The organism is Collinsella aerofaciens, from assembly GCF_001404695.1.
GTDB classification, from domain to species: Bacteria; Actinomycetota; Coriobacteriia; order Coriobacteriales; family Coriobacteriaceae; genus Collinsella; species Collinsella aerofaciens_E.
Genome location: NZ_CZAQ01000006.1, coordinates 48,955 through 73,573, shown reverse-complemented (window position 1 = coordinate 73,573; position 24,619 = coordinate 48,955). Strand labels below are relative to the sequence as shown.

22 protein-coding genes and 1 pseudogene are annotated in these 24,619 nt (G+C 62.7%); 13 read left to right on the top strand and 10 right to left on the bottom strand.

Annotated elements, in window-relative coordinates:
- Window positions 1–14: 14 nt before the first annotated feature.
- From hypE to trxA, 7 genes are all read right to left on the bottom strand, one after another.
- Window positions 15–1,049 carry a hydrogenase expression/formation protein HypE gene (gene hypE / locus AQ996_RS02770; protein WP_055250832.1) on the bottom strand — a complete coding sequence of 345 codons (1,035 nt, stop codon included), beginning with the start codon at window positions 1,047–1,049 and terminating at the stop codon, window positions 15–17.
- 211 nt (window positions 1,050–1,260) lie between these two features.
- Window positions 1,261–2,376, bottom strand: a complete 1,116-nt coding sequence (gene hypD / locus AQ996_RS02765) for a hydrogenase formation protein HypD (protein ID WP_148315816.1) — start codon at window positions 2,374–2,376, stop codon at window positions 1,261–1,263.
- Window positions 2,376–2,636: a HypC/HybG/HupF family hydrogenase formation chaperone gene (locus tag AQ996_RS02760; protein ID WP_055250830.1), complete on the bottom strand. Its 261-nt coding sequence runs from the start codon at window positions 2,634–2,636 to the stop codon at window positions 2,376–2,378. Before AQ996_RS02760 ends, hypD begins: the two co-directional genes overlap by 1 nt.
- 130 nt (window positions 2,637–2,766) lie before the next feature.
- On the bottom strand, window positions 2,767–5,223 hold the full coding sequence (gene hypF, locus AQ996_RS02755) for a carbamoyltransferase HypF (protein ID WP_055250828.1): 2,457 nt from the start codon (window positions 5,221–5,223) through the stop codon (window positions 2,767–2,769).
- Between the two features lie 42 nt (window positions 5,224–5,265).
- Complete coding sequence (gene nikR / locus AQ996_RS02750) at window positions 5,266–5,778, bottom strand: nickel-responsive transcriptional regulator NikR (RefSeq protein ID WP_118205863.1); 513 nt, start codon at window positions 5,776–5,778, stop codon at window positions 5,266–5,268.
- A 1-nt stretch (window position 5,779) separates the two neighbouring features.
- The gene (locus AQ996_RS02745; protein ID WP_006235225.1) at window positions 5,780–6,028 is read right to left on the bottom strand and encodes a hypothetical protein; all 249 of its coding nucleotides are present in this window, start codon (window positions 6,026–6,028) and stop codon (window positions 5,780–5,782) included.
- A 221-nt stretch (window positions 6,029–6,249) separates the two neighbouring features.
- Window positions 6,250–6,570, bottom strand: a complete 321-nt coding sequence (gene trxA / locus AQ996_RS02740) for a thioredoxin (RefSeq protein ID WP_055250861.1) — start codon at window positions 6,568–6,570, stop codon at window positions 6,250–6,252.
- A gap of 136 nt (window positions 6,571–6,706) precedes the next feature.
- Here trxA and AQ996_RS02735 point away from each other — a divergent pair, with 136 nt between their 5' ends.
- On the top strand, window positions 6,707–7,282 hold the full coding sequence (locus AQ996_RS02735) for a hypothetical protein (protein ID WP_055250826.1): 576 nt from the start codon (window positions 6,707–6,709) through the stop codon (window positions 7,280–7,282).
- Between the two features lie 64 nt (window positions 7,283–7,346).
- Here the strand turns inward: AQ996_RS02735 and AQ996_RS02730 are convergent, their stop codons facing one another.
- Window positions 7,347–8,501 carry a sensor histidine kinase gene (locus AQ996_RS02730; RefSeq protein ID WP_055250824.1) on the bottom strand — a complete coding sequence of 385 codons (1,155 nt, stop codon included), beginning with the start codon at window positions 8,499–8,501 and terminating at the stop codon, window positions 7,347–7,349.
- 103 nt (window positions 8,502–8,604) lie between these two features.
- On the opposite strand from AQ996_RS02730, the gene AQ996_RS02725 reads away from it, so the two are divergent.
- From AQ996_RS02725 to AQ996_RS02690, 7 genes and pseudogenes are all read left to right on the top strand, one after another.
- Window positions 8,605–9,711: a hypothetical protein gene (locus tag AQ996_RS02725; RefSeq protein ID WP_055250822.1), complete on the top strand. Its 1,107-nt coding sequence runs from the start codon at window positions 8,605–8,607 to the stop codon at window positions 9,709–9,711.
- Window positions 9,712–9,793: 82 nt separating this feature from the next.
- Window positions 9,794–10,018, top strand: a pseudogene (locus AQ996_RS10070) (transposase); the annotation flags it as partial.
- Complete coding sequence (locus AQ996_RS02715) at window positions 9,922–10,974, top strand: IS3 family transposase (protein ID WP_172674593.1); 1,053 nt, start codon at window positions 9,922–9,924, stop codon at window positions 10,972–10,974. The pseudogene AQ996_RS10070 and the gene AQ996_RS02715, both read left to right, overlap by 97 nt.
- Before the next feature lie 994 nt (window positions 10,975–11,968).
- On the top strand, window positions 11,969–12,994 hold the full coding sequence (gene nadA, locus AQ996_RS02705; protein WP_082435489.1) for a quinolinate synthase NadA: 1,026 nt from the start codon (window positions 11,969–11,971) through the stop codon (window positions 12,992–12,994).
- A gap of 56 nt (window positions 12,995–13,050) precedes the next feature.
- Window positions 13,051–14,427, top strand: coding sequence for an L-aspartate oxidase (locus tag AQ996_RS02700; RefSeq protein ID WP_233540510.1), 1,377 nt, complete (start codon window positions 13,051–13,053; stop codon window positions 14,425–14,427).
- 3 nt (window positions 14,428–14,430) lie between these two features.
- A complete protein-coding gene (gene nadC, locus AQ996_RS02695; RefSeq protein ID WP_055250817.1) occupies window positions 14,431–15,291 on the top strand; it encodes a carboxylating nicotinate-nucleotide diphosphorylase in 861 nt (286 codons plus the stop codon).
- The gene (locus tag AQ996_RS02690; RefSeq protein WP_055250815.1) at window positions 15,291–15,836 is read left to right on the top strand and encodes a transcription repressor NadR; all 546 of its coding nucleotides are present in this window, start codon (window positions 15,291–15,293) and stop codon (window positions 15,834–15,836) included. Before nadC ends, AQ996_RS02690 begins: the two co-directional genes overlap by 1 nt.
- 238 nt (window positions 15,837–16,074) lie before the next feature.
- On the opposite strand, the gene AQ996_RS02685 is transcribed toward AQ996_RS02690, so the two are convergent.
- Window positions 16,075–16,326 carry a ferredoxin family protein gene (locus tag AQ996_RS02685; protein ID WP_158564522.1) on the bottom strand — a complete coding sequence of 84 codons (252 nt, stop codon included), beginning with the start codon at window positions 16,324–16,326 and terminating at the stop codon, window positions 16,075–16,077.
- A gap of 529 nt (window positions 16,327–16,855) precedes the next feature.
- On the opposite strand from AQ996_RS02685, the gene dnaK reads away from it, so the two are divergent.
- The 5 genes from dnaK to AQ996_RS02660 all read left to right on the top strand — a co-directional run bounded on the left by dnaK (window position 16,856) and on the right by AQ996_RS02660 (window position 23,726).
- Entirely contained in the window at window positions 16,856–18,748 is a 1,893-nt protein-coding gene (gene dnaK / locus AQ996_RS02680) for a molecular chaperone DnaK (protein WP_055250813.1), read from the top strand.
- 2 nt (window positions 18,749–18,750) lie between these two features.
- Window positions 18,751–19,593, top strand: a complete 843-nt coding sequence (locus AQ996_RS02675; RefSeq protein WP_148315812.1) for a nucleotide exchange factor GrpE — start codon at window positions 18,751–18,753, stop codon at window positions 19,591–19,593.
- Between the two features lie 107 nt (window positions 19,594–19,700).
- Window positions 19,701–20,666, top strand: coding sequence for a DnaJ C-terminal domain-containing protein (locus AQ996_RS02670; protein WP_055250811.1), 966 nt, complete (start codon window positions 19,701–19,703; stop codon window positions 20,664–20,666).
- 72 nt (window positions 20,667–20,738) lie between these two features.
- Window positions 20,739–21,155: a heat shock protein transcriptional repressor HspR gene (locus AQ996_RS02665; RefSeq protein ID WP_055250809.1), complete on the top strand. Its 417-nt coding sequence runs from the start codon at window positions 20,739–20,741 to the stop codon at window positions 21,153–21,155.
- A gap of 270 nt (window positions 21,156–21,425) precedes the next feature.
- On the top strand, window positions 21,426–23,726 hold the full coding sequence (locus AQ996_RS02660; protein WP_055250807.1) for a hydratase: 2,301 nt from the start codon (window positions 21,426–21,428) through the stop codon (window positions 23,724–23,726).
- Window positions 23,727–23,929: 203 nt separating this feature from the next.
- Here the strand turns inward: AQ996_RS02660 and AQ996_RS02655 are convergent, their stop codons facing one another.
- The gene (locus tag AQ996_RS02655) at window positions 23,930–24,577 is read right to left on the bottom strand and encodes a hypothetical protein (protein ID WP_055250805.1); all 648 of its coding nucleotides are present in this window, start codon (window positions 24,575–24,577) and stop codon (window positions 23,930–23,932) included.
- Window positions 24,578–24,619 lie beyond the last annotated feature (42 nt).

The following is a 24,619-nucleotide window of genomic DNA, read 5'->3' as shown; positions in this document are numbered from 1 at the left end:
CTGAGCCTTTGTCGTTAGCAAATCCTCGGCAGCTGCTCTCCCACGAGCATGTCGAGGATGCGGGTCGAGCCCCAGCCGGTGCGTATGCGCACGGCGGGACGGGCGCCCTCGGCAAGCGGCAGCACGCGGCCGATAATGGCAGCGTGCTCGCCGTAGCGGGCGGCGCGCATGGCGGCCAGTGCCGCATCTGCCTGTTCGGCCGGCACCACAGCGACCATCTTGCCCTCGTTTGCCACCTGCAACACATCGTAGCCGAGCATCTCGCAGGCTGCCTGCACGTCGGGGCGCACGGGCACGGCATCCTCGTCGACCTCCATGGCAACGCCGCTGGCCTGCGCAAACTCGTTAAGCGTCGAGGCCAGGCCACCGCGCGTGGGGTCGCGGAAGCAGTGTGTGTCGGGTGCTGCGGCAAGCACATCGGCAATCAGGTGGTTGAGCGGCGCGGCATCGCTTTCGATGGTGCTCGAAAACGCCAGGCCCTCGCGTTGGCTCATGATGGCGATGCCGTGGTCGCCGAGTGTGCCCGACACCAGGATGACGTCGCCGGGCCGGCAGTTGGCACCGCTGAGCGTCACGCCTGCGGGCACCTCGCCTACGCCAGCGGTATTGATGTAGACGCCGTCGGCACCGCCACGCTCGACCACCTTGGTGTCGCCGGTGATAATCTTCACGCCTGCCTCATGTGCCGTTTCGGCCATGGTCTGCACAATCTGGCGCAGCTTGTCCATGGGATAGCCCTCTTCGAGGATAAAGCCGCATGAGAGGTAGCGCACATTAGCGCCCGAGGTCGCGACGTCGTTGACGGTTCCGCACACGGCGAGTCGGCCGATATTGCCGCCGGGGAAGAACTGCGGCGAGACTACAAAGCTGTCGGTCGACATGGCGATGCGCCCGCTCGCGGGCAGCGCAGCGACGCCGGCATCGTTGCCCTCGAGCAGTTCGGGCGACCCAAAGGCATCCAAAAAGACCTCATCGATGATGCGTTTCATCATCTGGCCGCCAGAGCCGTGGCCCAACAGGACAGTGCTATCGGTGGCAGTACGGGACATATCGAAAACTCCAATCGTGGGGGGTCGGCAATAGCTGAGTGTGGCAGAATCGATGTTAAGTAAAAGTCAGCGAGCGCCATTCAGGCGAAGTGAGTTGCCTTGAAAGAGGAGGCTGCTGGGCTTTTGCCCGCAGCCGACGATTGAAAGGCAAATCGCTCGCCTGAATGGCGCGCAGCGTCGACCGGTCCGCCGTTCGTTAGAACGGCGGAACCTAACAGCCTCGGTAGCGGAAATATGCCGCACAGCTGCCCTCGGAGCTCACCATGCACGGTCCGACGGGATGTTCGGGCGTACATGCGTGGCCGAACAGCGGGCAGTCGCTCGGCGTGATGGCGCCGCGCAGCACGTCGCCGCAGCGGCACCCGCGTGGTTCGACCGTCGGTTCAATGGGTACGTCAAAGCGGGCGCCGGCATCAAAGCGCGCGAATTCGGGCCGGATGGAAAGACCCGAGTTGGCAATCGGTCCCAGTCCGCGCCACGTGGTGTCGCATGGCTCAAACACCTGCTCGACCAGCTGGCGCGCCACGGGGTTGCCGTCTGCGTTGACGCCACGGCGGTAGGCGTTGTCGATCGCCGGCCTGTTCTCGACAACCATCTGGACCAGCATGCAGATGCCCTGCAGGATATCGACCGGTTCAAATCCCGTGACCACACCCGGGGTATTGAACTCGTCGACCAAAAACCCAAAGGGTGCCAGGCCCGTGATGGTAGCGACGTGTCCCGGAAGGATAAAGCCGTCGATAGTGGTCTCGGGATCGTTGGCGATGGCGCGCAGCGCCGGCGGCGTGGTCTTGTGGGCGCAATAGACCGAGAAGTTCTGGAGTCCGCGTGCATCGGCCTCCAAAATGGCGGCGGCGATGGTGGGCGTCGTGGTCTCAAAGCCGACGCCCATAAAGATGACCGGGCGATCGGGGTTGTGTTCGGCGATATCGAGTGCATCGAGCGGGGAGTACACAATGCGAATATCGCGCCCCGCCGCCTTTTGCGCGGCGAGCGAGGTAGACGACCCGGGCACGCGCATCATGTCGCCAAAGGTGGTGATGATGGCGCCGTCCATCTTGGCGAGCGCGATTGCATGGTCGATATCGCGGTTGGCGGTAACACAGACGGGGCAACCCGGACCGCTCAGCAGTTTGAGCCCGGCAGGCATAATGGAGCGAAAGCCATAGCGACCGATGCTCACGGTATGCGTACCGCAGACTTCCATAAGGTTGATGCTGCGGTTGCCGACAAGCTCATGAATACGATCGATGAGCTCGCGAGCCAGCTTGGGGTCGCGAAATGCCGAAAAGTCGATACCGGAGCGAACCGGCTGCGCCGCCGCCACTAGTATGCCTCGGCCGGGTTAGTGGCGAGCTGGTCCTCTTCGGCCAGCTCGGTCATGGTATTGACGAGCTCGAGTGTCTCTTGGGCTTCCTGCTCGTCGACAATCTGAATGCCAAAGCCGGCGTGCACGAGAATATAGTCGCCTACCTGTGCCGTCGGCACGAGGCGCAGCGAAACGGGGCGCTCGATGCCCATCATGTCGACGGTCGCCTTAAGGTCGTCGTCGCGTTTGACCACTTTACCGGGAACGGCAAGGCACATAATGTTCCCCTTTTATACGTTTTGCGCTGGATAGGCGCCTAATTACCCATCAGTTAATGGTAGCGCTCGCGGGAGTCACGAGCAAACGCGTTACACCTGTGAGACGGCGGCGCGCAGGCTGGCAAAACGCCTATCGCGATGCTGTCTGCGCGAGGCGAGCGCGAGCGATGGCGGCCTGACCGTAGGCGATGCAGCCGTCGTTGACGGGCACAGTATGGGGGACCAAGACGGCAAGACCGGCGTCTTTGAGTTCGTGGGTAAGGAGCTGAAGCAAAAGCCGGTTCATGAACACACCGCCCGAGAGCGCGACGGTATCGAGGTTTTCGCGATTGCAGATCTCGCACGCGATGTGGGTCGTAGCGTGCGTAATGGCGATGTGAAACTCGAGGGCGAGCCTGTCGGCCGGCGTGCCTGCCTCAATTCCATTCAGAAGAGATTCGATGAGCGGTTGGGGGTCCAAGATGGGGGAGTCGTCGGCAGACGTGAATACGCCTGCATGATTGCCGTCGAGACGAACGGTCTTACCGCCGAGCGCGGGCCAGGCGGCGGCTTCGAGTTCGATGGCGGGCTCGCCCTCGTAGGTTGCCTTGTCGCAGATGCCCAGAATTGCCGCCGCGGCATCAAAGAGACGCCCCATGCTGCTGGTACGCGGGCTGTTGATGCCGCGCTCGATCATGGTGGCTGTCACGCTGCGCGTTTGCTCGTCGAGGGCGCCCAATAGCCCCGCGGCACCCGGGTGCTCGAGCAGGCCGAGCTCGCTCAGCAGGGCAAAGGCATTGCGGCGGGCGTCGCGCACGGAGGCCGCCCCGCCGGGGAGCGCCCAGGTGCGCAGGTGCGCGGCGCGTTCAAAATCGGCAAGGCCGGCAACAAGAAACTCGCCGCCCCAAATGGTCCCATCGGTGCCGGCGCCGGTGCCGTCAAAGGCGATGCCAAGGACACGCGCGTCGGTTGTAAGCTGGCCCGCGGCGATGGCCTCGGCCATCACGCTCGCGATATGTGCATGATGATGTTGGACTTCGATAAGCGGCAGATTGTGCTTCCGTGCCAGTTCACGCGCCCACTGGCTCGACAGATAGCTGGGATGCATGTCACATGCCAAGGCGGCAGGCGCCAGGTCAAAGAGGTTTTCCAAGCGCGTGCGCGCGGCGTTCCAGGCATCGAAGGTCTCGCCGTTTTCGACATCGCCGATATGCTGCGACACAAAACAGGCCACATGGCCGTCGGCGTCCTCGCGCGTGAGCGCGATCGTAGCTTTTTGCTGCGGCCCGCAGGCGAGCACGCAGGGTGCAGTGCCGTCGAGCGCCGGCAGCGCTAACGGCTGCGGCGCATATCCGCGTGCGCGACGCACAGGCATGGCGGCGCCATCGACCACGCGTACCACGGAGTCGTCGTAGCGCGAGAGAATCGCGCGGTCGTTGCCGAGCAGCGCGTCGGCAATGCCGGCGGCAACGAGGCGCTCCCAGGCAAGATCGTCATCGGTCTCGATGGGCTCTTCGCTCAGGTTTCCGCTGGTCATGACGAGCGCGTGCATACCGCGGGCTTCTGCCGCGGCAAGCAACAGATGCTGAAGCGGGGTGTAGGGGAGCATAACACCGAGCTCTGGAAGGTCGTGCGCGACGGACGGCGCGAGCGCGAGGGCGTCGGGGGAGCCGCCGCTCTCGCAAGCAGCACGTCGGCGCAGCAGCACAATGGGGCGAATGCTGCCGGCCAGCAAGCCGCGTGCAACGTCGTTGACATGGCACAGGCGTTCAGCGTCGGCAAGGTCGCGTACCATAACGGCAAGCGGTTTGTTGCTGCGGCGTTTGCGGCGGCGAAGCTCGGCTACCGCCTGCTCGTTGGAAGCGTCGCATGCCAAGTGAAATCCGCCCAGACCCTTGATGGCGACGATACCGCCACCGGCCAGCAGCTCAACACAGCGGTCGATAATGGCGTCGCTGGTCTCGCGCGTGGTGCCGACGGCCGGCAACGCGGCGGCTTCGCCCGGCTCACCGCCCACGCTCGCTTCGCGCCACGTGATATGCGGCCCGCAATCAAAGCAGGCATCGGGCTGCGCGTGAAAACGCCGGTCGAGTGGGTCGGCATACTCCGCGGCACACTCAGGACACATGGGAAAACAATTCATCGACGTGGCCGCTCGGTCATAAGGCAGCGACCGGATGATGGTAAAGCGCGGTCCGCAGTTGGTACAGTTGATAAAAGGGTAGTGATAGCGCCGATCGGCGGGGTCGAACAACTCGCGCAGACAATCATCGCAGGTGGCGATATCGGGTGAGACGAGCGTCGTGTGCGCGGTCTGGTCCTGCGATGCTACGATGCGAAAACCCTGTTCATTGGCGGTATCCCAACCGTGGGCTGCCAGGTCCACAACCTCGACATATTCTACGCGGGCTGCCGCAGGCGCATGCGCAGAAAGCGCGGCAACAAAAGCATCGAGCGCATCGGCCGGAGCGTGCGCCTCGATATGCACGCCGTCGCCCGCGTTGAGCACCCATCCGCAAATGCCATGCGCCATGGCCTCGCGATACACAAACGGCCGCATGCCAACGCCCTGCACAATGCCCGTCACATGAATATGCACATGTCGCATGCGACACCCCTCATCAAAACCGACCAAATAGGGACAGGTGCGCTACAGCCCCAGGCTCTGCTTGGTGGCGGCGCACGTGAGCTCACCGTGCTTAACGCCGCGCAGGCCCAGCAGGCGGTCGGCTAGTTCGTAGACGCGCTCGCCGCGACCCTTGAGCGCCAGAATCTCTAAGCAGTTGTGGTGATCCAGATGCACGTGCATGGTCGATACGATCTCGTCGGTGTAGTCGTGCTGCACTTCGTCCAGACGGCGCGTCAGGTCGCCGGTATGGTGGTCGTAGATCATGGTGAGCGACCCGATAACATGCTCATCGGGCGTGCGCATCTGCTCCTTGGCGATCGAGGCGCGAATCAGGTCGCGCACGGCCTCGGAGCGGTTGGCCACGTCGCCGCGGCGCGCGATCTGTTCGTCAAAACGGCGCAGCAGGTCGTCCGGTGCGGTAACCGAAAAGCGGACCAGCTCGGAGCCGGAGCCACTACAGTGGCAGCCTGCGTCACCGTCCGCCCCGTGCGGATGCTCGTGCTCGTACCCGCAGCCGTGCTCGTGTTCGGCCACGTTACACCAGCTTCACGGAGCCGACGGAGTTGTGGTCGGCCTCGATGGCCTCTTCGTAGCCCTCGAGTGCGTCGTGGGCCTCGTGCAGCGCGGCCATGGCTGCCTCGAGCTTGGCGCCGATGCGCTCCATGTCAAAATTCTCGGTCGCATGCAGCAACTGATGGCTCCACTCGTGAGCGAGCTCGATGGTGTCGTCGACCTGCTTGACGCTCATGGCAAGCTGGCTCATGTTCATTCCAACATCATGCATGGGAAATCTCCTTGTGTGGACGGTAATCCAGTGATTCAGATTTTACTACGCCCGCTCTGCGCGCCGCTGCATAAGAAAACGGGTGCGAGTCTGTGCGACTCGCACCCGTTCACTGGGGGCTGTTTGTAACTACCATACTATCCATGGTCGCACGCGCCGCACCCGGCAGTCCGGCGAGCGGTGCAAAACCGCTCATGGACGGCGGGCAAGTAACAAGCGTATTACAGATGCTTCTCCAGCAGCGCCTGCAGCCTCGCCTTGGGCAGAGCGCCAACCGAGCGGTCAATCTCCTCGCCGTTCTTAAACACAATCAGCGTGGGGATGCTCATGACGCCATACTTCATGGCCAGGTCCTGGTTGTCGTCGACGTTGCATTTGGCAACGGCAAGCTTGCCCGCCAGCTCATCGGCTACCTCGTCCACGATGGGCGAGAGCGATCGGCAGGGCCCGCACCAGGGCGCCCAAAAATCGACCAGCACGGGCAGGCTGTCGTTAACGATGGAATCGAAGTTCTCGGGGGTAATCTGCTTAATGTCAGCCATGGTGACCTCCATAATACGACGCGGCTCGGCCGCGTAAAACTCAGTACGACCGTGCTTATACCCAGCCGCCCGCAAAGCAACCACTCGCGGGCAGCTCTTTTATATAATGGTGGGCACGCAAACGATTGGAGAGCGCATGTCCACGTCACAAAGCCAGAAAAAAGAAGCCATCGCCCAGGCGGCCGAGCAGGAGCTCACATCGCTTGCGGTCCGTGGCGTGCGCATCGTGGGTAACGCGTGCTCGCCGATCGTGCTGGTCAAAGGCGATTTGGACGAGGCCGAGCGTTCGGGCGGCGAGCTGGCTGCCGGTCCGGACGGTGCTGCGCTGCGCAAGGCGCTTGGGGCCATCGGCTACGCGCCCGAGGATTTTTGCGTGCTGGCAAGCGTCGCCGGCACAGGTGACGGAGCGGTCGCGGTGGGCGAGACTCTGCCGTGCGAGCTGTTCCGCGAGGCGCTTGAGGCTCTGGATCCCGAGGCGGTGCTGCTGCTCGATAACAGCGCGGCCGATGTCATGCGCGAAACCTACGCCGATATGCTCGTGGCGATTGATGACTTCGACACCGCCATGCTCAAGCCCGGCCTGGTCGCCCATGTGCAGGGCCGCCGCGTGCTCGCGCTCGATGGCTTTGAGGCGGCGCTGACCGACAAAGCGGCCAAGCAGCGCATGTGGGCCTACATCAAGCAGCTGACCCCGGCGGTCGCTCCACTGTAGCGGATCGGCACCGGCGAGCGATTGCCTGGCGGGCGAGGCGCGCCGCGAGATCGGCGCCGTACTTCTACATCACAGCGCGCAGCTCAAACCGGTCGCCGTTAATGCGGAACTGGCAGTTGCCGTTCATGCGCTCGACGGCAAGCATAATGCTCTTGGTGCCAAAGCCGTGCCCAGTGTGCTGAGCCACGGGCATGCCGTCGACCATGTGCGGCGCACGGCCAAACGTGTTGGAAACCAGCAATAGAAGCTGACCGTCTTCGTAGCGAAGGTCCAGGTCGACAAACCGCTTGCCTTCGGGGGCGGCGCTCGCCGCGGCGATGGCATTGTCCAGGGCGTTCGATACCACACTGAATAGATCGACATCGCCCACGTGGACGGTTTCGGGCACGGCGGCGTGCAGGTCGGCGGTGATGCCGTGCGCGTTGATGTCCGCGGAAAGCGACGAGAGCGCAATGTTGACCGTTTCGTTGGCGCAGTAGCGGCGCACGGCGGTGCGGTCGTTGGTCTCGCAGAGCGCGTCGATGCGCTCGAGTGCCTCATCGGTGTGACCCTCTTCGATCAGGGCCGCTAGACCGCGCAGGTAGTGGCGCATGTCGTGACGGAGAACCGAGAGCTCGCGTCCGGACTGGCGCCAGGCTTCGAGCTCTTTGATGGCCGCGCTGTCGCGGGTCGCGAGCATCCAGCGCTCGCGCTCGGCGATTTCCTTTGCCTCGTATTCGCGAAGGTAGACGGCAAGAAACATAAGGTAGAACGCGCAGAGGGCGAACGCCAAAAACTCAACGGTTACTACCGAGCCCGAGTGGAAGAGCGTGGTATAGACGTTGGTGGCGTAGTCGAAGATGTAGTAGACGAGCGGCAGGATGAGCAGAATCTCCAACTCGGTGGGGCTTTTGGCCGCCAGGCGCGGACCGATGTCTCTGGCCCAATGCAGCAAGATCGCAAAGACGCCGAGCGTCGTGATGATGCGCGCCGCGTAATATGCGATTTGCGAATCGGTGGCAGCGAATGCGGCGATGCCCATCCAGTTGCTAAACTGGCAGCTCAGGTAGGCGCTGGTAACGCCCAGGATGGCGAGCAGCGGACTCAGGCGATAGCGTACGCACAGGTAGACGACAAGCGGCAGATGCACGACGAGTGGATAGGCCTGTCGGGCGAAAAGCTCGCCGCCGACGGCATTGGCGAGGCCGAATGCGCATCCGGTTACGGCGCCGACCCCCACCAGCTTCCACCGTATGCCGAAAACACCCGGACGATGCCGTGCAGATCGCTTCGCTCTGCTATAGTCTCCCAAATTCACGTTTTCTATTGGGATGGTGGTTAATATGGGCGACATACTCGAATCGTTCCTGCGCGTGGCGATGGTGGTGTTCATCGTCGGTCCGCTCACTGCATGGGTCGCCCGTCGCGGCGCGCGCGAGCGCAGTGAGGCGACGGACAGCCTCGATCGCTTCACGGTGCGCATGCCCGCTGCCATTCGCACGATCATCGCCTGCTGCGCCGTCGCGTTCGAACTGCTCATGCTGGGTGTCTACGTCTGGCAGGGCGTCTCGTTGGGCGAGTGGGACCACGAACTTGTGTGGTTCGGTCACGCTATGGCGCTCGCGGGCATGGCCATCTGGGCCCTGCTGAGCATCCCGCGCATCGACGTGGACGGTGAGCGAATTCTCTCGCGTAACGCCTTCGGCATCCGCAAGGAGACGACGTTTGGCAACATCACCCGTGCAACGCTTCACACGCAGATGATGAGGATCGACCTGTTCGAGGGCGACCGGAAGTTCTGCTCGATAAGCCTCGAGGGGGTGTGCTCGCTCAACCTCCTCGCCCGTCTGGAGGAAGAGGGCATCGAAGTCTCGGACGCCGTCGACGGTCCCATGACCAAGGCGGGCCTGTGTTGGTCTGCCATCAAGCCGTTGACGATTGTTTTCAACGGCATGGCGCTCGTCTTCTCGCTCGTGATCGCCTTCATGGCTGTTTTCACCGATGCCGGTGCTCGTCTGCTCTTGCTCGTCCCGTTCCTCTTCCTGTTCATAGGGGGACTCCTGCCCCTGCTCATGCTCAGCATGCCCGCCCGCGGCATCCTCGAGATCGGCAGGCAGGAGCGCGAACTCGGCTTCTCCTTCGCCGAGGAGATGGCAAGTCGAGGTACCACGGGCACTTCGCTTGTCGACGATGATTGGTTCATCGAGATCAGCAATGCCCGCGTCGTGGCGTTCCGTCGCGATTACCTCAAGAAGGTCACGGCGCACGAGAACAGCGAGAGCGGCGACCGTTGCACGGTGACCACGAAAGGCGGTCGCAAAATCAAGGTGTATGCAGCGGGCAGCACGCTCGAGGACCTGCGCTCGTGGTTCAAACAGGGTGCCAAGGCCAGAAGCACGCTCGACCGTGCAGAGGACGCGCTCGAGACGACGTCTGATTGGGTTGTCTGACCTGTATCGTCTTTTCGGACACGCATGCTAGAGGCCCAATCCTTTAGAATGCATTCATCGACGACCGAGAGGACGGTATGCTATGTCCAACCCAGCCGCCAAGTACACCGACGAGTTCAGGCGCGAGACCGCCGACTACATCATCTCGACGGGCAGGCCGATAACGGAATGCTGCGCAGAACTGGGCCTGAATTCCAAGACCGTGAACAAGTGGGTGCAGAATCGCCGGCGCGAGCTTGCCGGCGGGCCCGACCCCAAGGCCGAGGACCGCGAGCTTCGCGAGGCGAAAAGGCGCATACGCGAGCTCGAGATGGAGAACGCCTTCTTGAAAAAAGCCGCGGCCTTCTTCGCCAAAAGCCAGGCGTAGCCGCGTGCTACCGGATGATGTTGGCGGAGAAGGCCGAATTCCCGGTGAAAATGATGGCCCGCGTGCTCGGCGTGAGCCGATCGGGCTTCTACTCGTGGCTCTCCAACGGCTGCCCGCGAGAAAACTGGTCGGCCGAGCGCGAGGCGGTCCGGCGCGTGTGGCTGGAGTCGGACCGCAGGTTCGGCTTCCGGTTCGTGAAATGCTTCCTGCCCGGCGAGTTCTCCGGATTGACCCTGTACAGGGTGCGCAAGCTGATGCGCGAGCTGGGAATACGCGGCTGCACGCCCAACGCCAGGAAGCGCACCACCATCCCCGACCCGAAGGCCAGGCCCCGGCCCGACCTGGTGAGCCGCGACTTCACCAGTCCCGTTCCAACCTACAAGCTCGTGGGCGACATCACCTACCTGCGCACCGGCGAGGGATGGCTGTACCTGTCGACGGTCATCGACCTCAACACCCGCATGGTGGTGGGCTGGTCGCTCTCCGAGCGCATGACCGCCGACATCGTGGTTTCGGCGCTGGCGTCGGCCAAATCGCGCGGCTACGTGGCCGGCAACGCGATATTCCACGCCGACCGCGGCGCCCAGTACACCAGCAGGCTTCTGGCCGAATGGGCGCGCGACAACGACGTGCGGCTGTCCTGCAGCCGCACCGGCAACTGCCACGACAACGCGGTGGCCGAGTCGTTCCTCGCCACGCTGAAGAACGAGATGTACTACAGGCGCAGCTTCCCGACCAGGGATTCCGCCAAGCACGCGGTGGTCGAGTTCATCGAGGCGTACTACAACCGCCGAAGGCCCCGCTCGACGATCGGCTACAAGGTGCCGGCCGAGGCCATGGCGGCCTTCTTCGAGAGAACCGAGCCCAAGCTCGAGGCCATGCCTATGGCCGCTTGATTTCTCGAGCATGCGTGTCCGAAATCTTGACACAGGTCAGAAGGCCTCGATGCCAGCGCTGCGCCGATATGGGGCAGCGCCCCCCCGTTGGCCGCCATGGCCCTGACTTCCGAGCGTATGCTGGCGCCGCTCGTCTTAAGACGTCGACCTCCATCCGGAGCCTGCGGTTCTCGCGCTCGGGCTCCAGGATCCGGTTCTACTCGGGCGTGCGGTTGTCGGCGGCGCGCGGCGAGCCGGTCTCGTTTATCGACTTGACCCGCCTCTCCACGGTGCTCTTGTCGAGGTCGCACTCGTCCATGGCCTCGCGCCTGGGCTTTCCGGCGTTGTGGAGATCGACTATCTTCCTCTTGAACTCGTCGGTGAAATGCCTCGGTCTGGGGCCGGTCGAGGCCGAGCCCCCGGTCCGGCTGGGGTAGCATGTCGCTGCGGACCATTGTCTTTCCTCTCGTTGAATATCTAGGCGCTGACGATTCTAGGCGATGGCCCTCTCTTGCTTCTTACACCTCGATTGTGCTCGCTACCCCCAGCGGGCCCGGATCGAGCGATTCGGGCCCGCTTTTGGGGCCTGCCGGAAACCCGGTGGTCAAAAAGGGCCAAATATGAGTACTGTTACCAGTTTGGTGGCAGCCAAATGGCCTCAAAAATCGGTGCCAGAGGCCAAAAGTGCATCGATTTTCGTCCTTCAGAGTTGCAATCGGGCTCCAAACAAGGCGATTTTGCTGCTCTGGACCGGAAAATCGATGCTACTAATTTGGTGACAGTACTCATATTTGGCCCTTTTTGACCACTGCCCCTTGGTCCAGGACAAAACGGGCTGCTCGAATCATGGGGCGGGTCCATTTTCGGCTATCCTCAGCTTGCCAGTTCGAAAATGGACCTGCCGCATGATCGAATCTTTATTTCAACTTTACACCTAGGTTTACAGCTGTCTTGTCAGCTGTAAACCTAGGTGTCATACTAAAGCCCCAAGATTCGCCAAAAGAGAGGGGCCTTGATGGCACAGAGCGCGAACATGGATGCATCGGAGCTTGCACGCGATATCGCGGCCGGCCTGGCATCGGCAACGACGGCAACGGAGCGCGCAGCATTGGTGCCCGCAGAGCTCGTCGAGGCCATTCAGCAACTTAAAACCCAGCGCGACGCGGTGATCTTGGCGCACTATTACGTGGCGCCCGAGGTCCAGGCTGTGGCCGATTACGTCGGCGACAGCTTCTACCTGGCAAAGCTTGCCAAGAGCCTGCCGCAGCAGACCATCGTGCTGTGCGGCGTGGAGTTTATGGGCGAGAGCGCCAAGCTGCTCAACCCCACCAAGACCGTGCTGCTGCCCGAGCCGGGCGCGGATTGCCCCATGGCTCATATGGTCAAGCTCGAGACGGTCGACGCGGCGCGCGCCGAGTATGGCGACGACCTGGCCGTAGTGTGCTACGTCAACTCGACGGTCGAGATCAAGAGCTGGAGCGACGTGTGCGTCACCAGTTCCAACGCCGTCAAGATCGTCTCCGAGCTGCCGCAGCAGCACATCTTGTTCATTCCCGACCAGAACCTGGGCCGCTTCGTAGCCGAGCAGGTGCCCCAAAAGCACGTCATCCTCAACAACGGCTACTGCCCGCGCCATCACATCATCACCGTCGAGCAGATCGTTGACGCGACGGAGGCCCACCCCGACGCGCTCGTGCTGGCGCATCCTGAGTGCAAGGCCGACGTCTTGGCCGAGGCCGACTACATCGGCTCCACCGCCGGCATCATCAAGTACGCCGAGGAGTCCGACGCGAGCGAGTTCATTATCGTGACGGTCCGCGGCGTGCTCTACGAGCTCGAGCGCCGCTGCGAGGGCACCGGCAAAAAGTTCTACTTCCCCGCGGTGCAGCCCACCTGCGTCAACATGGATCTCATCACGCTCGAAAAACTCGTGCGCTGCCTGGAGACGGGCGAGGGCGAGGTGCAGATCGGCGTGTCGGACGAGGCCGCCGACCAGGCCAAACTTACGCTCGACCGCATGCTCGAGTACGCGGCGCGCTAAGCCAATGTGACATGAGGGACAGTCCCTTATGTCACATAACAAGGGAGAGGATTCCTGTGGAAACCAAACAATACCCCGACATGGAGTGCGACGTTGTCATTGCCGGTTGCGGCGTGGCGGGCCTGTACGCGGCCCTCAATCTGCCGACGAGCACGCGCGTGATCATGCTCTCCAAGGGCGCTGTCGACGAGTGCGATTCGATGCTCGCGCAGGGCGGCATTTGCGTGCTGCCCGAGGGCTCGGACTACGACGCCTTCTTTGAGGACACCATGCACGCCGGCCACTACGAGAACCGCCGCGAGAGCGTCGACATCATGATCCGCTCGAGCCGCTCGGTCATCAACGACCTGCTGGCGATGGGCGTGGACTTTGAGCGCAAGGCCGACGGCAGCCTCGACTTTACCCGCGAGGGTGCGCACAGCCGCCCCCGCATTGCCTTCCATGCCGACATTACGGGCAAGGAGATCACGACCAAGCTGCTTCAGGCCGTTCGCAAACTGGATAACGTGCAGATTTTGGAGCACGTGGCCATGACCGACATCCTGACGGGCGAGCGTGACGGCGCCACGGTGTGTGCCGGTGTCGTCGCCGTTCCCGTGGACGAGGACAACTCGGTCCGCCCCGCCGACGAGCTGATAAATGCCGCCGAGGGCGCGCATGCCGGCGAGCCGTTTAAGATCCATGCCCGCCACACGCTGTGGGCAACGGGCGGCATCGGCGGCATATACGACCACTCGACCAACTATCCGCAGCTCACGGGCGATGCCTGCTACATCGCTCAGGAGCATGGCATTAAGATGGAGCACCTGGACTACGTGCAGATCCACCCCACGGGACTGTTCTCGCCGCAGCCAGGCCGCACCTTCCTGATCAGCGAGAGCTGCCGCGGCGAGGGCGCGATTTTGCTCAACGCCGCCGGTGAGCGCTTTACCGACGAGCTTCAGCCGCGCGATGTGGTCGCTGCCGCTATTCGCGAGCAGATGAAGCGGGACGGTACCGAGCACGAGTGGCTGAGCTTTGCCCCCGTCGAGCGCGATGTAGTGACCGGGCACTTTGCCAACATTCGCGCACGCTGCTTGGAGGACGGCCGCGACATCTTGGACGAGCCCATCCCCGTTACGCCTACGCAGCACTACTTTATGGGCGGCGTGTGGGTCGACAAGGACGGCCGCACCTCGATGCCCGAGCTCTACGCAGCCGGTGAGACGGCCTGCAACGGCGTGCACGGCAAGAATCGCCTGGCTTCCAACAGCCTGCTCGAGGCGCTGGTCTGGGGTCGTCGCGCCGCGTGGTACATGCGCACCGGCGAGTCGCTCGCCGTGGAGCAGGCGGGCGAGCCCGCGCTCGACGGGCGTCATCGCGCCCTGAGCGCCGACTCCCTGGCAATCGATGATTTGGCCCGTGCCGCCGGCACGCAGGCCGTGGAGGAGTAGACCATGAATCCCATTACCATGAAGCTCGTCGTCGATGATCTGATTCTGCAGGCTCTACGCGAGGACATTACGTTTGAGGACGTGAGCACGGCGAGCGTGTGCCCCACGGCGCGCCCCGCCACGGTGGAGCTCATCGCCAAGGCCGATGGCATCATCGCGGGCTTGGATGTGTTCGCCCGCACCTTTGAGCTGCTGGATTCGCAGAGCTCGGTGCTGTTTGATGTTGCCGACGGTGACGAGGTGCACGCCGGCGACCACGTGGGCCAGGTGCGCGGCGATGCGCGCGTGCTGCTTTCGGGCGAGCGCGTGGCGCTCAACTACCTGCAGCGCATGAGCGGTATCGCTACCTATACGCACAGAATGGCAGCGGCGCTCGAGGGTACCAAGACCGTGCTTGTCGACACACGCAAGACCACGCCGGGCATGCGCGTTTTCGAGAAGGCGGCGGTTGAGATCGGCGGCGGCAGCAACCATCGCTACAACCTGTCGACGGCCGTCATGCTCAAGGACAACCACATCGACGCCGCCGGTGGCGTGGCGCGCGCGATTGAGATGGCGCGCGCCCATGCATCGTTTACCACGACGGTCGAGATCGAGTGCGAGAACCTGGACATGGTGCGCGAGGCCGTGGAAGCCGGCGCCGACATCATCATGTTCGACAACATGACCCACGACGACATGGCCGCCGCTATCGAGCTTATCGCCGGTCGCGCCAAGACTGAGTGTTCGGGCAATGTGGACGCCAGCAATATTCGCGCCCTGGCCGATCTGGGCGTCGACTTTATTAGCTCGGGCGCGCTGACACACTCCGCCCCGATCCTCGACCTCTCGCTTAAGCACCTGCGTCTGCTGGACGGTAAATAATGAACGCCCGCGAGCGCCGTCGTGCCATCATGGGCGTGCTCGAGGGAGCCAGGGAGCCCGTTTCGGGCAGCGCACTTGCCCGCGAGGTTGGCGTGAGCCGCCAGGTCGTGGTTCAGGATATTGCCCTGTTGCGCGCCGATGGGCACGATGTCGTGGCAACCAACCGCGGTTACGTGCTGCAGGAGGCCCCCAGCAGCCCCGCCGTGCCCACGCGCTTGGTCAAGGTTCGCCACAGCGTGGAGCAGGCAGGCGATGAGCTCACGAGTATCGTCGACGCCGGCGGCGCCGTGCTCAACGTGATCGTCAATCACCGCGTGTACGGTAAGATCACGGCCGACCTGGACATCCGCAATCGTCGCGATGTTGAGCGCTACCTGCACGATATCGAGAGCGGCAAGAGCTTTCCACTACTAACGGTGACGAGCGGCTATCACTTCCACCGCATTGCGGCAGAGGATGAGCAAACCCTCGACGAGATCGAGGCCATACTCAAGGAGAAAGGCTATTTGGCAGACCTGATGCCCTACGAGGACGATCTGTTGTAGCCGATGCTGCAAACGTCCCTAAGCGGCAATCTGACGTTCAATCGTCGGTCGCGTACCAAAGTACGCTTCCCTCCTCTTTCACGTCACCTTGCTCGCTTAGGGACGTTTTCGCTGACGTGAGCTCAACCTGCGATGGTGCCTAATTGGTTATCCGCACAAAAAAGGAGGCCTCCGCGGCGATGCGGAGGCCTCCTTTTTTGTGCACGGTGTACTTGTGAGTGTGCAAGTGGGGGAGTTGTTACTCCTCGACGATCTCGGTGATCGCGCCGGCGGGGCAAGCGTCCTGGCAAGCGCCACAGGCGACGCAGGAGTCCTCGTCAGCGACGGTAGCGACGTCCTGGAGCTCCAGAACGCCAGCGGGGCAGGAGTCGACGCAAACGCCACAAGCGATGCACTCGTCGGCATCAATTACGGGATGAGCCATGGTAGTTTCCTCTCTGTTGACCGACGCTACAGGCGATGCGCGCCGGTTTGATTCGGGCAAAAACATACCACGGGAGCGACCGTTTGCAATACCCTCTGGCCGGCATCTTCATACCGTTCGCCGAGTATGCCAAGGTTTACTAAAAAACGCGCAGGTGGGGCCGTTGAGCTGCGCAAATGTTAGCTAAAGGTGACTTGAAATATTGAGCTGTTGAGCGCGCCTGCGGAAAGGGTGTCCCGTTATTTGGCCGAAAAACGGGTCGCAGTTTCCGGTTGAGCCCGCTAGCGGAAACTGCGACCCGGAATCCACGCTCAAACCGGGACGAGCTTTCCGCAAGGCACCCCCAGGCACCCCCGGACCAAAACCTCAGCCATCTCTACATAGATCTCGATAGATGTGCCGAGAACTCAATCAGTGCATCTACCTGCACATTTGAGAACCTAAACTCTCAGAGATAAGAAATCTTATATGAATTGACTTAGATTTTGTATATTCCAGCCCATAAGGGGATACACTACATCCTGAAAGACAAGCCGAAGCGCCGCGCGACAGACCGTCGAGGCGACGCGAACGCAAAAGAGAGAGGGAATTTCTAATGAGTAAGATTCTTGGTATCGACCTTGGTACTACTAACTCCGCCATGGCCGTTCTCGAGGGCGGTTCTCCGACCATTATCGTGAACGCCGAGGGCGACCGCACCACCCCGTCCGTCGTGGGCTTCCGTGCCGACGGCGACCGCGTTGTGGGTAAGGCCGCTAAGAACCAGGCTGTCACCAACCCCAAGAACACCGTGTTCTCCATCAAGCGCTTCATGGGCCGCAAGTACTCCGAGTGCACCTCCGAGATCAAGACCGTGCCGTATGAGGTCAAGGAGGGCCAGGGCGGCCGTGCCGTCGTCGACATCGAGGGCAAGGATTACACCGCCGAGCAGGTGAGCGCCATGACGCTCGCAAAGATGAAGGCCGACGCCGAGAAGTATCTGGGCGAGACCGTCACCGACGCCGTCATCACCGTCCCGGCCTACTTCAACGACGCCCAGCGTCAGGCCACCAAGGACGCCGGTAAGATCGCCGGCCTCAACGTCAAGCGTATCGTCAACGAGCCGACTGCTGCTGCTCTTGCCTATGGCCTGGACAAGCAGGGCACCGACCAGCGCATCCTGGTCTTCGACCTGGGCGGCGGCACCTTCGACGTCTCCATCCTCGACCTCGCCGACGGCGTGTTTGAGGTTCTGTCCACCTCGGGCGACAACCACCTGGGCGGCGACGACTGGGATCAGCGCGTCATCGATTGGATGGCCGATAAGTTCCAGCAGGAGAACGGTGTCGACCTGCGTCAGGACCCCATGGCCCTGCAGCGTCTGAAGGAGGCCGCCGAGAACGCCAAGAAGGAGCTCTCCGCCGCCCAGCAGACCACCATCAACCTGCCGTTCATTACCATGAACCAGTCCGGCCCGCTGCACCTCAACTACACGCTGACCCGCGCCGAGTTCGAGAAGATCACCCGCGACCTGCTCGAGCGCTGCAAGCAGCCTGTCACCAACGCCCTGCGCGACGCTAAGCTCAAGCTCTCCGATCTGACCGAGGTCATCCTCGTCGGCGGCTCCACCCGTATGCCCGCCGTCCAGGAGCTCGTCAAGACCATGACCGGCAAGCAGCCCAACATGTCCGTGAACCCCGACGAGGTCGTTGCCGACGGCGCTGCCGTCCAGGGCGGCGTGCTCACCGGCGACGTCGAGGGCATCCTGCTGCTCGATGTTACCCCGCTGTCGCTGGGCGTCGAGACTATGGGCGGCATCATGACCAAGATGATCGACCGCAACACCACGATCCCGACCTCCAAGACCGAGGTCTACTCCACCGCTGCCGACAACCAGACCAGCGTCGAGATCAACGTGCTCCAGGGCGAGCGCGAGCTTGCCCGCGACAACAAGTCGCTCGGTAAGTTCCAGCTGACCGGTATCCCGGCTGCCCGCCGCGGCGTGCCGCAGATCGAGGTCACCTTCGACATCGACGCCAACGGCATCGTCAAGGTCTCCGCTAAGGACAAGGGCACCGGCAAGGAGCAGCAGATCACCATTTCCGGCTCCACCGCTCTGTCCGACGACGAAGTCGATCGTATGGTCAAGGACGCCGAGGCTCATGCCGAGGAGGACAAGAAGCAGAAGGAAGAGGTCGAGGTCCGCAACCAGACCGATAGCCTGTGCTACTCCACCGAGCAGACCCTCAACGAGCTGGGCGACAAGGTTTCCGCCGATGTGAAGTCCAAGGCCGAGACCGCTATCGCCGACGCCAAGAAGGCGCTCGAGGGCTCTGACGTCGAGGCCATCAAGGCCGCTGGCGAGTCCCTGCAGTCCGTGGCCTACGAGCTGGCCCAGGTTGTCTACGCCGACGCTCAGCAGCAGACCGACGGTGCCGCCGGCGCCCAGCCTGCCGACGATGACGTTGTCGACGCCGACTACGAGGTTGTGGACGACGAGGACAAGTAATCATGTCCGCCCGTAAAGCTCGCACGGAGGCGGCCGCCACTGGCGCCGCCCCCGTTGACTCTGAGGAGAAGGACGTGAAGATTCCCGTAGAGGCCGTCGACGATACCGAGGCCAACGAGGCCCCGGCCGCCGAGGCTGCCGAGAACCAGGTAGAGGATTCCAACAAGGAGGCGACGATGACCGAGGACGAGATGGTGGAAGCCGCTATCCGCGCCGGTGAGGAAGCCGCCGACAACGACTTTAAGCTCAAGTTCGAGCAGGCCCAAAAGGAGCTTACCGACGTGCGCAGCGAGCTCGATGCTGCGGCAGAGGCTCAGAAGGCTGCCGAGGACAAGGCAAAGGACGCCACCGAGCGCACTGCCCGTCTACAGGCCGACTGGGAGAACTTTCGTCGCCGCACCGCCAACGAGCGCATCGCTGAGCGCGAGCGCGCGACCGAGAAGCTTGTCACTGCGCTGCTGCCGGTGATTGACGATATCGAGCGCGCGATCGACCATGCCCGTAGCCAGGAGCTTTCCGACGATTTTAAGCAGTTCGTCGATGGCGTCGACGCGGTGCATGCCAAGCTGCTCGATGTGTTTGCGCACGAGGGCGTTGAGCCCATCGACCCCAAGGGCGAGGCGTTCGATCCGCTCGAGCACCAGGCTGTGGGTCGCGTCGAGGACGCATCGCAGTACGACGAGACCGTCAACGACGTGTACCAGAAGGGCTACCGCATGGCGGATCGCATCCTGCGTTCCGCGATGGTGACGGTGACCTACGGTGGCGAGAAGCGCCCCGCACCGGAGCCCGAAGCGGCGCCCGAGGATGCTACGGCCGATACGGCCGAGAGCACCGAGGAGTAATTGAGAAGGGCCCCGGGGCAACACCCGGGGCCCTTTCTGACCTAGTGCCATATGAAAGCATGAGCCGCCGCCCGCTGGGCGGCGGATGAAACAGGAGAGGAGCTACGATGGCTGCAGGCAAAACCTTCTATGACATCCTGGGCGTATCCAAGAGCGCCTCCGACAAAGAGATCAAGAGCGCGTTTCGCAAGCTCGCGCAAAAATATCACCCCGATGCCGGCGGCGACGAGGCCAAGTTCAAGGAGATCAGCGAGGCCTACGAGACGCTTTCGGACGAGAAGAAGCGCAAAGAGTACGACCAGATGCTCATGTTCGGCGGCATGCCGGGCGCGGGCGGCGCGTATGGCGGCGGCTACGGTGCCGGCGCCGGTGCGAGCGGCTGGGGCGATATCTTCGACAGCATCTTTAGCGGCAACGGCGCCTGGGGCAGCGATTGGGGCTCGGGCTTTGCCGGGGCTGCGGGCGCTGCCGGTGCCGGCGCGGGCCGCAGCCGTGCTCGCAAGGGCGGCGACCTGTCGCTGACCGTCGATGTGACGGCCGAGGACGCGTTCCGCGGCGTGACGCACAAGGTCACCTATCGCATTCCCTCGACAGGCGAGCAGCAGACCATTACGGTCTCGGTGCCTGCGGGTGCGGTCGACGGCGGCAAGCTACGCTACAAGCGTCGCGGCGAGTATGGCGTTGCCGGCGGCGAGCGCGGCGACCTGGTCGTGACCACGCACGTGGAGGAGCACCCGCTGTTTAAGCGCAAAGGCGCCGATGTGACCATGGAGGTACCGGTCTCGGTCTACGAGGCGGCGCTCGGCTGCACGGTGGACGTGCCCACGCCCGGCGGTGCGACGGTCCGTCTGAAGGTGCCCGCGGGTACCCAGACGGGCAAGAAGTTCCGCTTTAAGGAGATGGGAGCGCCCGACGTTAAACACCGTGGCCGTACGGGCGCGCTGCTCGTCGAGATCAAGGTGCAGGTCCCCACGAACCTATCCGATGACGAGCGCGATGCCATGGCCAAGCTGCGCGAGGCCGACACGCGCGACTACCGCGAGAAGGTCAACCGTTACAAGGCGACATACTAGGGCGGTCGTGGCGCACACCCGCGCCCGCGGGCTTATGATGGACGATAACGAGACGGAAAGGGGTCAGGTAGCATGGCCGAGGACAATAGGAATAAACCGCTGTACATGATCAGCGTGGCGGCCGAGTTGACCGGCATGCATCCGCAGACTCTGCGCGTCTACGAGTCCAAGGGCCTGGTGAACCCCCAGCGCTCGGGCGGCAACACGCGTCTGTATTCGCGTGCCGATATCGAGCGCTTGGAGCTCATCAACCAGCTGACCGACGAGGGCATCAACCTTGCCGGCGTGGTGCGCATCCTCGATATGAAGGAGCGTGCCGAGGAGCGCGAGCGCGAGAACGAAAAGCTTCGCGCCCGCGTGCGCCAGCTCGAGGACGAGCTGCACGAGTATAAGATGCAGAAGAAGATCACCGCCCTGGCCCCGCGCGACGGCTCGGTCAACCCCGAGCAAGTCATGCGCAAACTGCTGGGCACGGGCGGCGACCTGTAGGCACTCATTGGGGACAGACTTAAATGAGTACCTGCAGAATGAGAGTGGATAATCTCCCGTTTTTTGCCTGTTTGCAGGCTCAAAGTGGGAGATTATCCACTCTCGTCATTTGAGCGTCTAAGTCTGCCTCCCCAGGACCTAACTCGTCCTCTGCTTTACTGAGATAAAGTGAACGCAGAGATTCGTAACCCACTCGCAACCGTTCTATGGCACGATATTGAACGAATGTATGCTATGCGCCCAAATCTTTTGGGCAGAGTGGGAGACAGTATGGTCAAGCTGTACGAGGACGGCATCTACCTGCGCGGCGGCAGCGAGGTTGTGCCTGCGGCCGAGGCTGCCGAGCGCGGTATTACGCAGACACCCGAGGATGCCAAGCGCGGCACCATCGCGTATTCGATCCTCCAGGCACACAATACGTCGGGCGACCCCGAGGCACTCAAGATTCGCTTCGATGCCATGGCGAGCCACGACATCACCTTTGTCGGCATCATCCAGACGGCGCGCGCTTCGGGCATGGAGCAGTTCCCGCTGCCTTACGTGCTCACCAACTGCCATAACTCGCTGTGCGCCGTGGGCGGCACCATCAATGAGGACGACCACGTCTTTGGCCTTTCCGCAGCCAAGAAGTACGGCGGCATCTTCGTTCCGCCGCACATCGCCGTCATCCACTCCTTTATGCGCGAGAACTTCGCCGGTTGCGGCAAGATGATCCTGGGTTCCGACTCGCACACCCGCTATGGTGCCCTGGGTACCATAGCCGTGGGCGAGGGCGGCGGCGAGTTGGCAAAGCAGCTGCTGCGCGACACCTACGATGTCGCCTATCCCGACGTCGTGGCCATCTACCTCACGGGCGCCCCGCGCCCCGGCGTCGGCCCGCACGACGTGGCGCTCGCCATCATTCGCGCCGTCTTTGCCAAGGGCTACGTCAAGAACAATGTCATGGAGTTTGTGGGCCCGGGCATCGCGAGCATGACGACCGACTACCGCAACGGCGTTGACGTCATGACCACCGAGACCACCTGCCTGTCGAGCATCTGGGCCACCGACGAGGACACGCACGCGTTTTTGACCATGCACGGCCGCGGCGACGACTATCGCGAGCTCAAGCCCGCCGATGTCGCCTACTACGACGGTTGCGTCGAGGTCGACCTGTCGAGCATCAAGCCCATGATCGCACTGCCGTTCCATCCTTCCAACGGCTTTGAGATCGACGAGCTCAACGAGAACCTCGAGGACATCCTGCACGAGGTGGAGCTCGAGGCCGCCAAGATCGGCGAGGGCAAGACGCACTTTAGCCTGCTCGACAAGATCGTCGACGGCAAGCTGCACGTGCAGCAGGGCGTTATCGCCGGCTGCTCGGGCGGCAACTATGACTCCGTGGTCCAGGCTGCCCGCGTGCTCAAGGGCGCCAATACCGGCTGCGGCGAGTTCTCGCTGTCGGTCTATCCCACGAGCCAGCCCGTGGCGCTCGAACTTACACGCCGCGGCTACATCTACGACCTCATGGAGGCCGGCGCAATCGTGCGCACGGCATTCTGCGGCCCGTGCTTCGGCGCCGGCGACACGCCCGCCAACAACGGCCTTTCGATCCGTCACACCACGCGCAACTTCCCCAACCGCGAGGGTTCCAAGCCGGGTAATGGCCAGCTGAGCGCCGTGGCCCTGATGGACGCCCGCTCCATTGCGGCAACGGCTGCCAACGGCGGCGTCCTGACGCCGGCGACCGACCTGCCCGAGGACACTTGGGACGAGGCCTGCGAGTACACCTTTGACGACGCGCCGTACAAGAAGCGCGTGTACTGGGGCTTTGGCAAGGCGGAGCCTGCCGACGAGCTGGTCGAAGGCCCCAACATCAAGCCGTGGCCCGCGATGGAGCCGCTCGGCGACGACATCCTGCTCAAGGTTTGCTCCAAGATCATGGACCCGGTCACCACGACCGACGAGCTCATTCCCTCGGGCGAGACGAGCTCCTTCCGCTCCAACCCGCTGGGCCTGGCTGAGTTTACGCTGAGCCGCCGCGACCCGGCCTACGTGGGTCGCTCCAAGGAGGTCGACGCTGTGGAGAAGCGTCGCGTTGCCGGCGAGTCCGCGGGCGACCTGGCGGCGTTCGATGCCGAGCTTGCCGGTGTGTTTGAGGCGCTGGCCGGCGCGGGTGTCGCGGCCGATGCCAAGGCGACCGAGTTCGGTTCCATGATTTACGCCAAGAAGCCTGGCGACGGCAGCGCCCGCGAGCAGGCCGCGAGCTGCCAGCGCGTAATTGGCGGCCTGGCCAACATCGTCCACGAGTACGCCACCAAGCGCTATCGCTCCAACGTGATGAACTGGGGCATGGTGCCCTTCCAGATGGAGGCCGAGCCCAACTTTGAGGTGGGCGATTACGTCTTTGTGCCGGGTATCCGTGCCGCGCTCGATGGCGACCTGAAGGACATCGCCGCCTACGTGGTGCGCGCCGATGGTGCGGTCGAGCAGATTGAGCTCTACATTGCCGATATGACGGCAGAGGAGCGTGCCATCGTCAAGGCCGGCTGCCTGATCAACTACAACAAGTTCAAGGCCGCTGCCGAGTAACGCTGCCGTACGCCCCTGCCACACCTTTCCCTCGTGCTCACGCGCTTCGCGAGGGTCGCCCGAGGGAAAGGCGCGGCAGGGGCTACCGCGACGTTCTCGTTGGATCTTGAGGAACGCCAAAAATAGACTGGGCCTGATGCCGCCTCTTTTTATTGGGGCGGCTTCTTTTTGGACCACCACAAAGGTGCCTGTCCGGCGGGTTCTTATTTCGATGGGGTCCAGGTTATTTCATCGTCAAATAGCCAAGTGCGTGCTGAGCCGCTGTCGCGCGCTGTCTGCGGATCGGGCTCGCAGGTTTGTTCGTAGGCATCCTCGGTACACCGATCCATAAAATCGACGACTGCCGTCTGGTCGCCTTCCATGACGTAGATCACGTTGCCATCCGAGATATAGACTCCCGGCCCTTCGTTGTCCACGTAGCCGGGGTCGTATGAGACGTTGCACAGTCTGCTCCCGTTTGCCGCATCGAGTTCAAGGGTCGAATGATACCCGCCATTCATTTGGCTGTTCTTGGCTCGATATATTACGGCGCTGTACCACCGCTTAAACGTCTTGCCTTTGAGCAACTTGGCTGCCTTACCGATAAGCTGCTCATCTTTGGTATAGCGCTTGGCCCCAAGTTCGATACGGGGATAGTTGCTGACCCCAAGCGCTGCGGGCGTACCGTCAAAATCGACGGTGATCGAATCGGGTTTGGCGATATCGGTGAGGATTTCGATGGGATAGCTTACGGTCTCAATCGCTGCCTGCGTTGCAGAGGCGGGGAGAAATGCGAGATAGATAATTCCTACGCCGACTGCGGTAATCGCAAACGCTAAGACGAGCAGGCCGATATAGGTGGAGCGTTTCACGGCGGGTACCTCGCAAACAGTATGCATTCATTAAGATAAGTG

Excerpts from the sequence above, each read along its gene's own strand:
- hypE (WP_055250832.1), bottom strand. The coding sequence starts at position 1,049 with ATGTCCCGTACTGCCACCGATAGCACTGTCCTGTTGGGCCACGGCTCT.
- AQ996_RS02760 (WP_055250830.1), bottom strand. The coding sequence starts at position 2,636 with ATGTGCCTTGCCGTTCCCGGTAAAGTGGTCAAACGCGACGACGACCTT.
- hypF (WP_055250828.1), bottom strand. The coding sequence starts at position 5,223 with ATGCGACATGTGCATATTCATGTGACGGGCATTGTGCAGGGCGTTGGC.
- AQ996_RS02745 (WP_006235225.1), bottom strand. The coding sequence starts at position 6,028 with ATGCATGATGTTGGAATGAACATGAGCCAGCTTGCCATGAGCGTCAAG.
- trxA (WP_055250861.1), bottom strand. The coding sequence starts at position 6,570 with ATGGCTGACATTAAGCAGATTACCCCCGAGAACTTCGATTCCATCGTT.
- AQ996_RS02735 (WP_055250826.1), top strand. The coding sequence starts at position 6,707 with ATGTCCACGTCACAAAGCCAGAAAAAAGAAGCCATCGCCCAGGCGGCC.
- AQ996_RS02725 (WP_055250822.1), top strand. The coding sequence starts at position 8,605 with ATGGGCGACATACTCGAATCGTTCCTGCGCGTGGCGATGGTGGTGTTC.
- nadA (WP_082435489.1), top strand. The coding sequence starts at position 11,969 with ATGGCACAGAGCGCGAACATGGATGCATCGGAGCTTGCACGCGATATC.
- nadC (WP_055250817.1), top strand. The coding sequence starts at position 14,431 with ATGAATCCCATTACCATGAAGCTCGTCGTCGATGATCTGATTCTGCAG.
- AQ996_RS02690 (WP_055250815.1), top strand. The coding sequence starts at position 15,291 with ATGAACGCCCGCGAGCGCCGTCGTGCCATCATGGGCGTGCTCGAGGGA.
- AQ996_RS02685 (WP_158564522.1), bottom strand. The coding sequence starts at position 16,326 with ATGTTTTTGCCCGAATCAAACCGGCGCGCATCGCCTGTAGCGTCGGTC.
- dnaK (WP_055250813.1), top strand. The coding sequence starts at position 16,856 with ATGAGTAAGATTCTTGGTATCGACCTTGGTACTACTAACTCCGCCATG.
- AQ996_RS02675 (WP_148315812.1), top strand. The coding sequence starts at position 18,751 with ATGTCCGCCCGTAAAGCTCGCACGGAGGCGGCCGCCACTGGCGCCGCC.
- AQ996_RS02670 (WP_055250811.1), top strand. The coding sequence starts at position 19,701 with ATGGCTGCAGGCAAAACCTTCTATGACATCCTGGGCGTATCCAAGAGC.
- AQ996_RS02665 (WP_055250809.1), top strand. The coding sequence starts at position 20,739 with ATGGCCGAGGACAATAGGAATAAACCGCTGTACATGATCAGCGTGGCG.
- AQ996_RS02660 (WP_055250807.1), top strand. The coding sequence starts at position 21,426 with ATGGTCAAGCTGTACGAGGACGGCATCTACCTGCGCGGCGGCAGCGAG.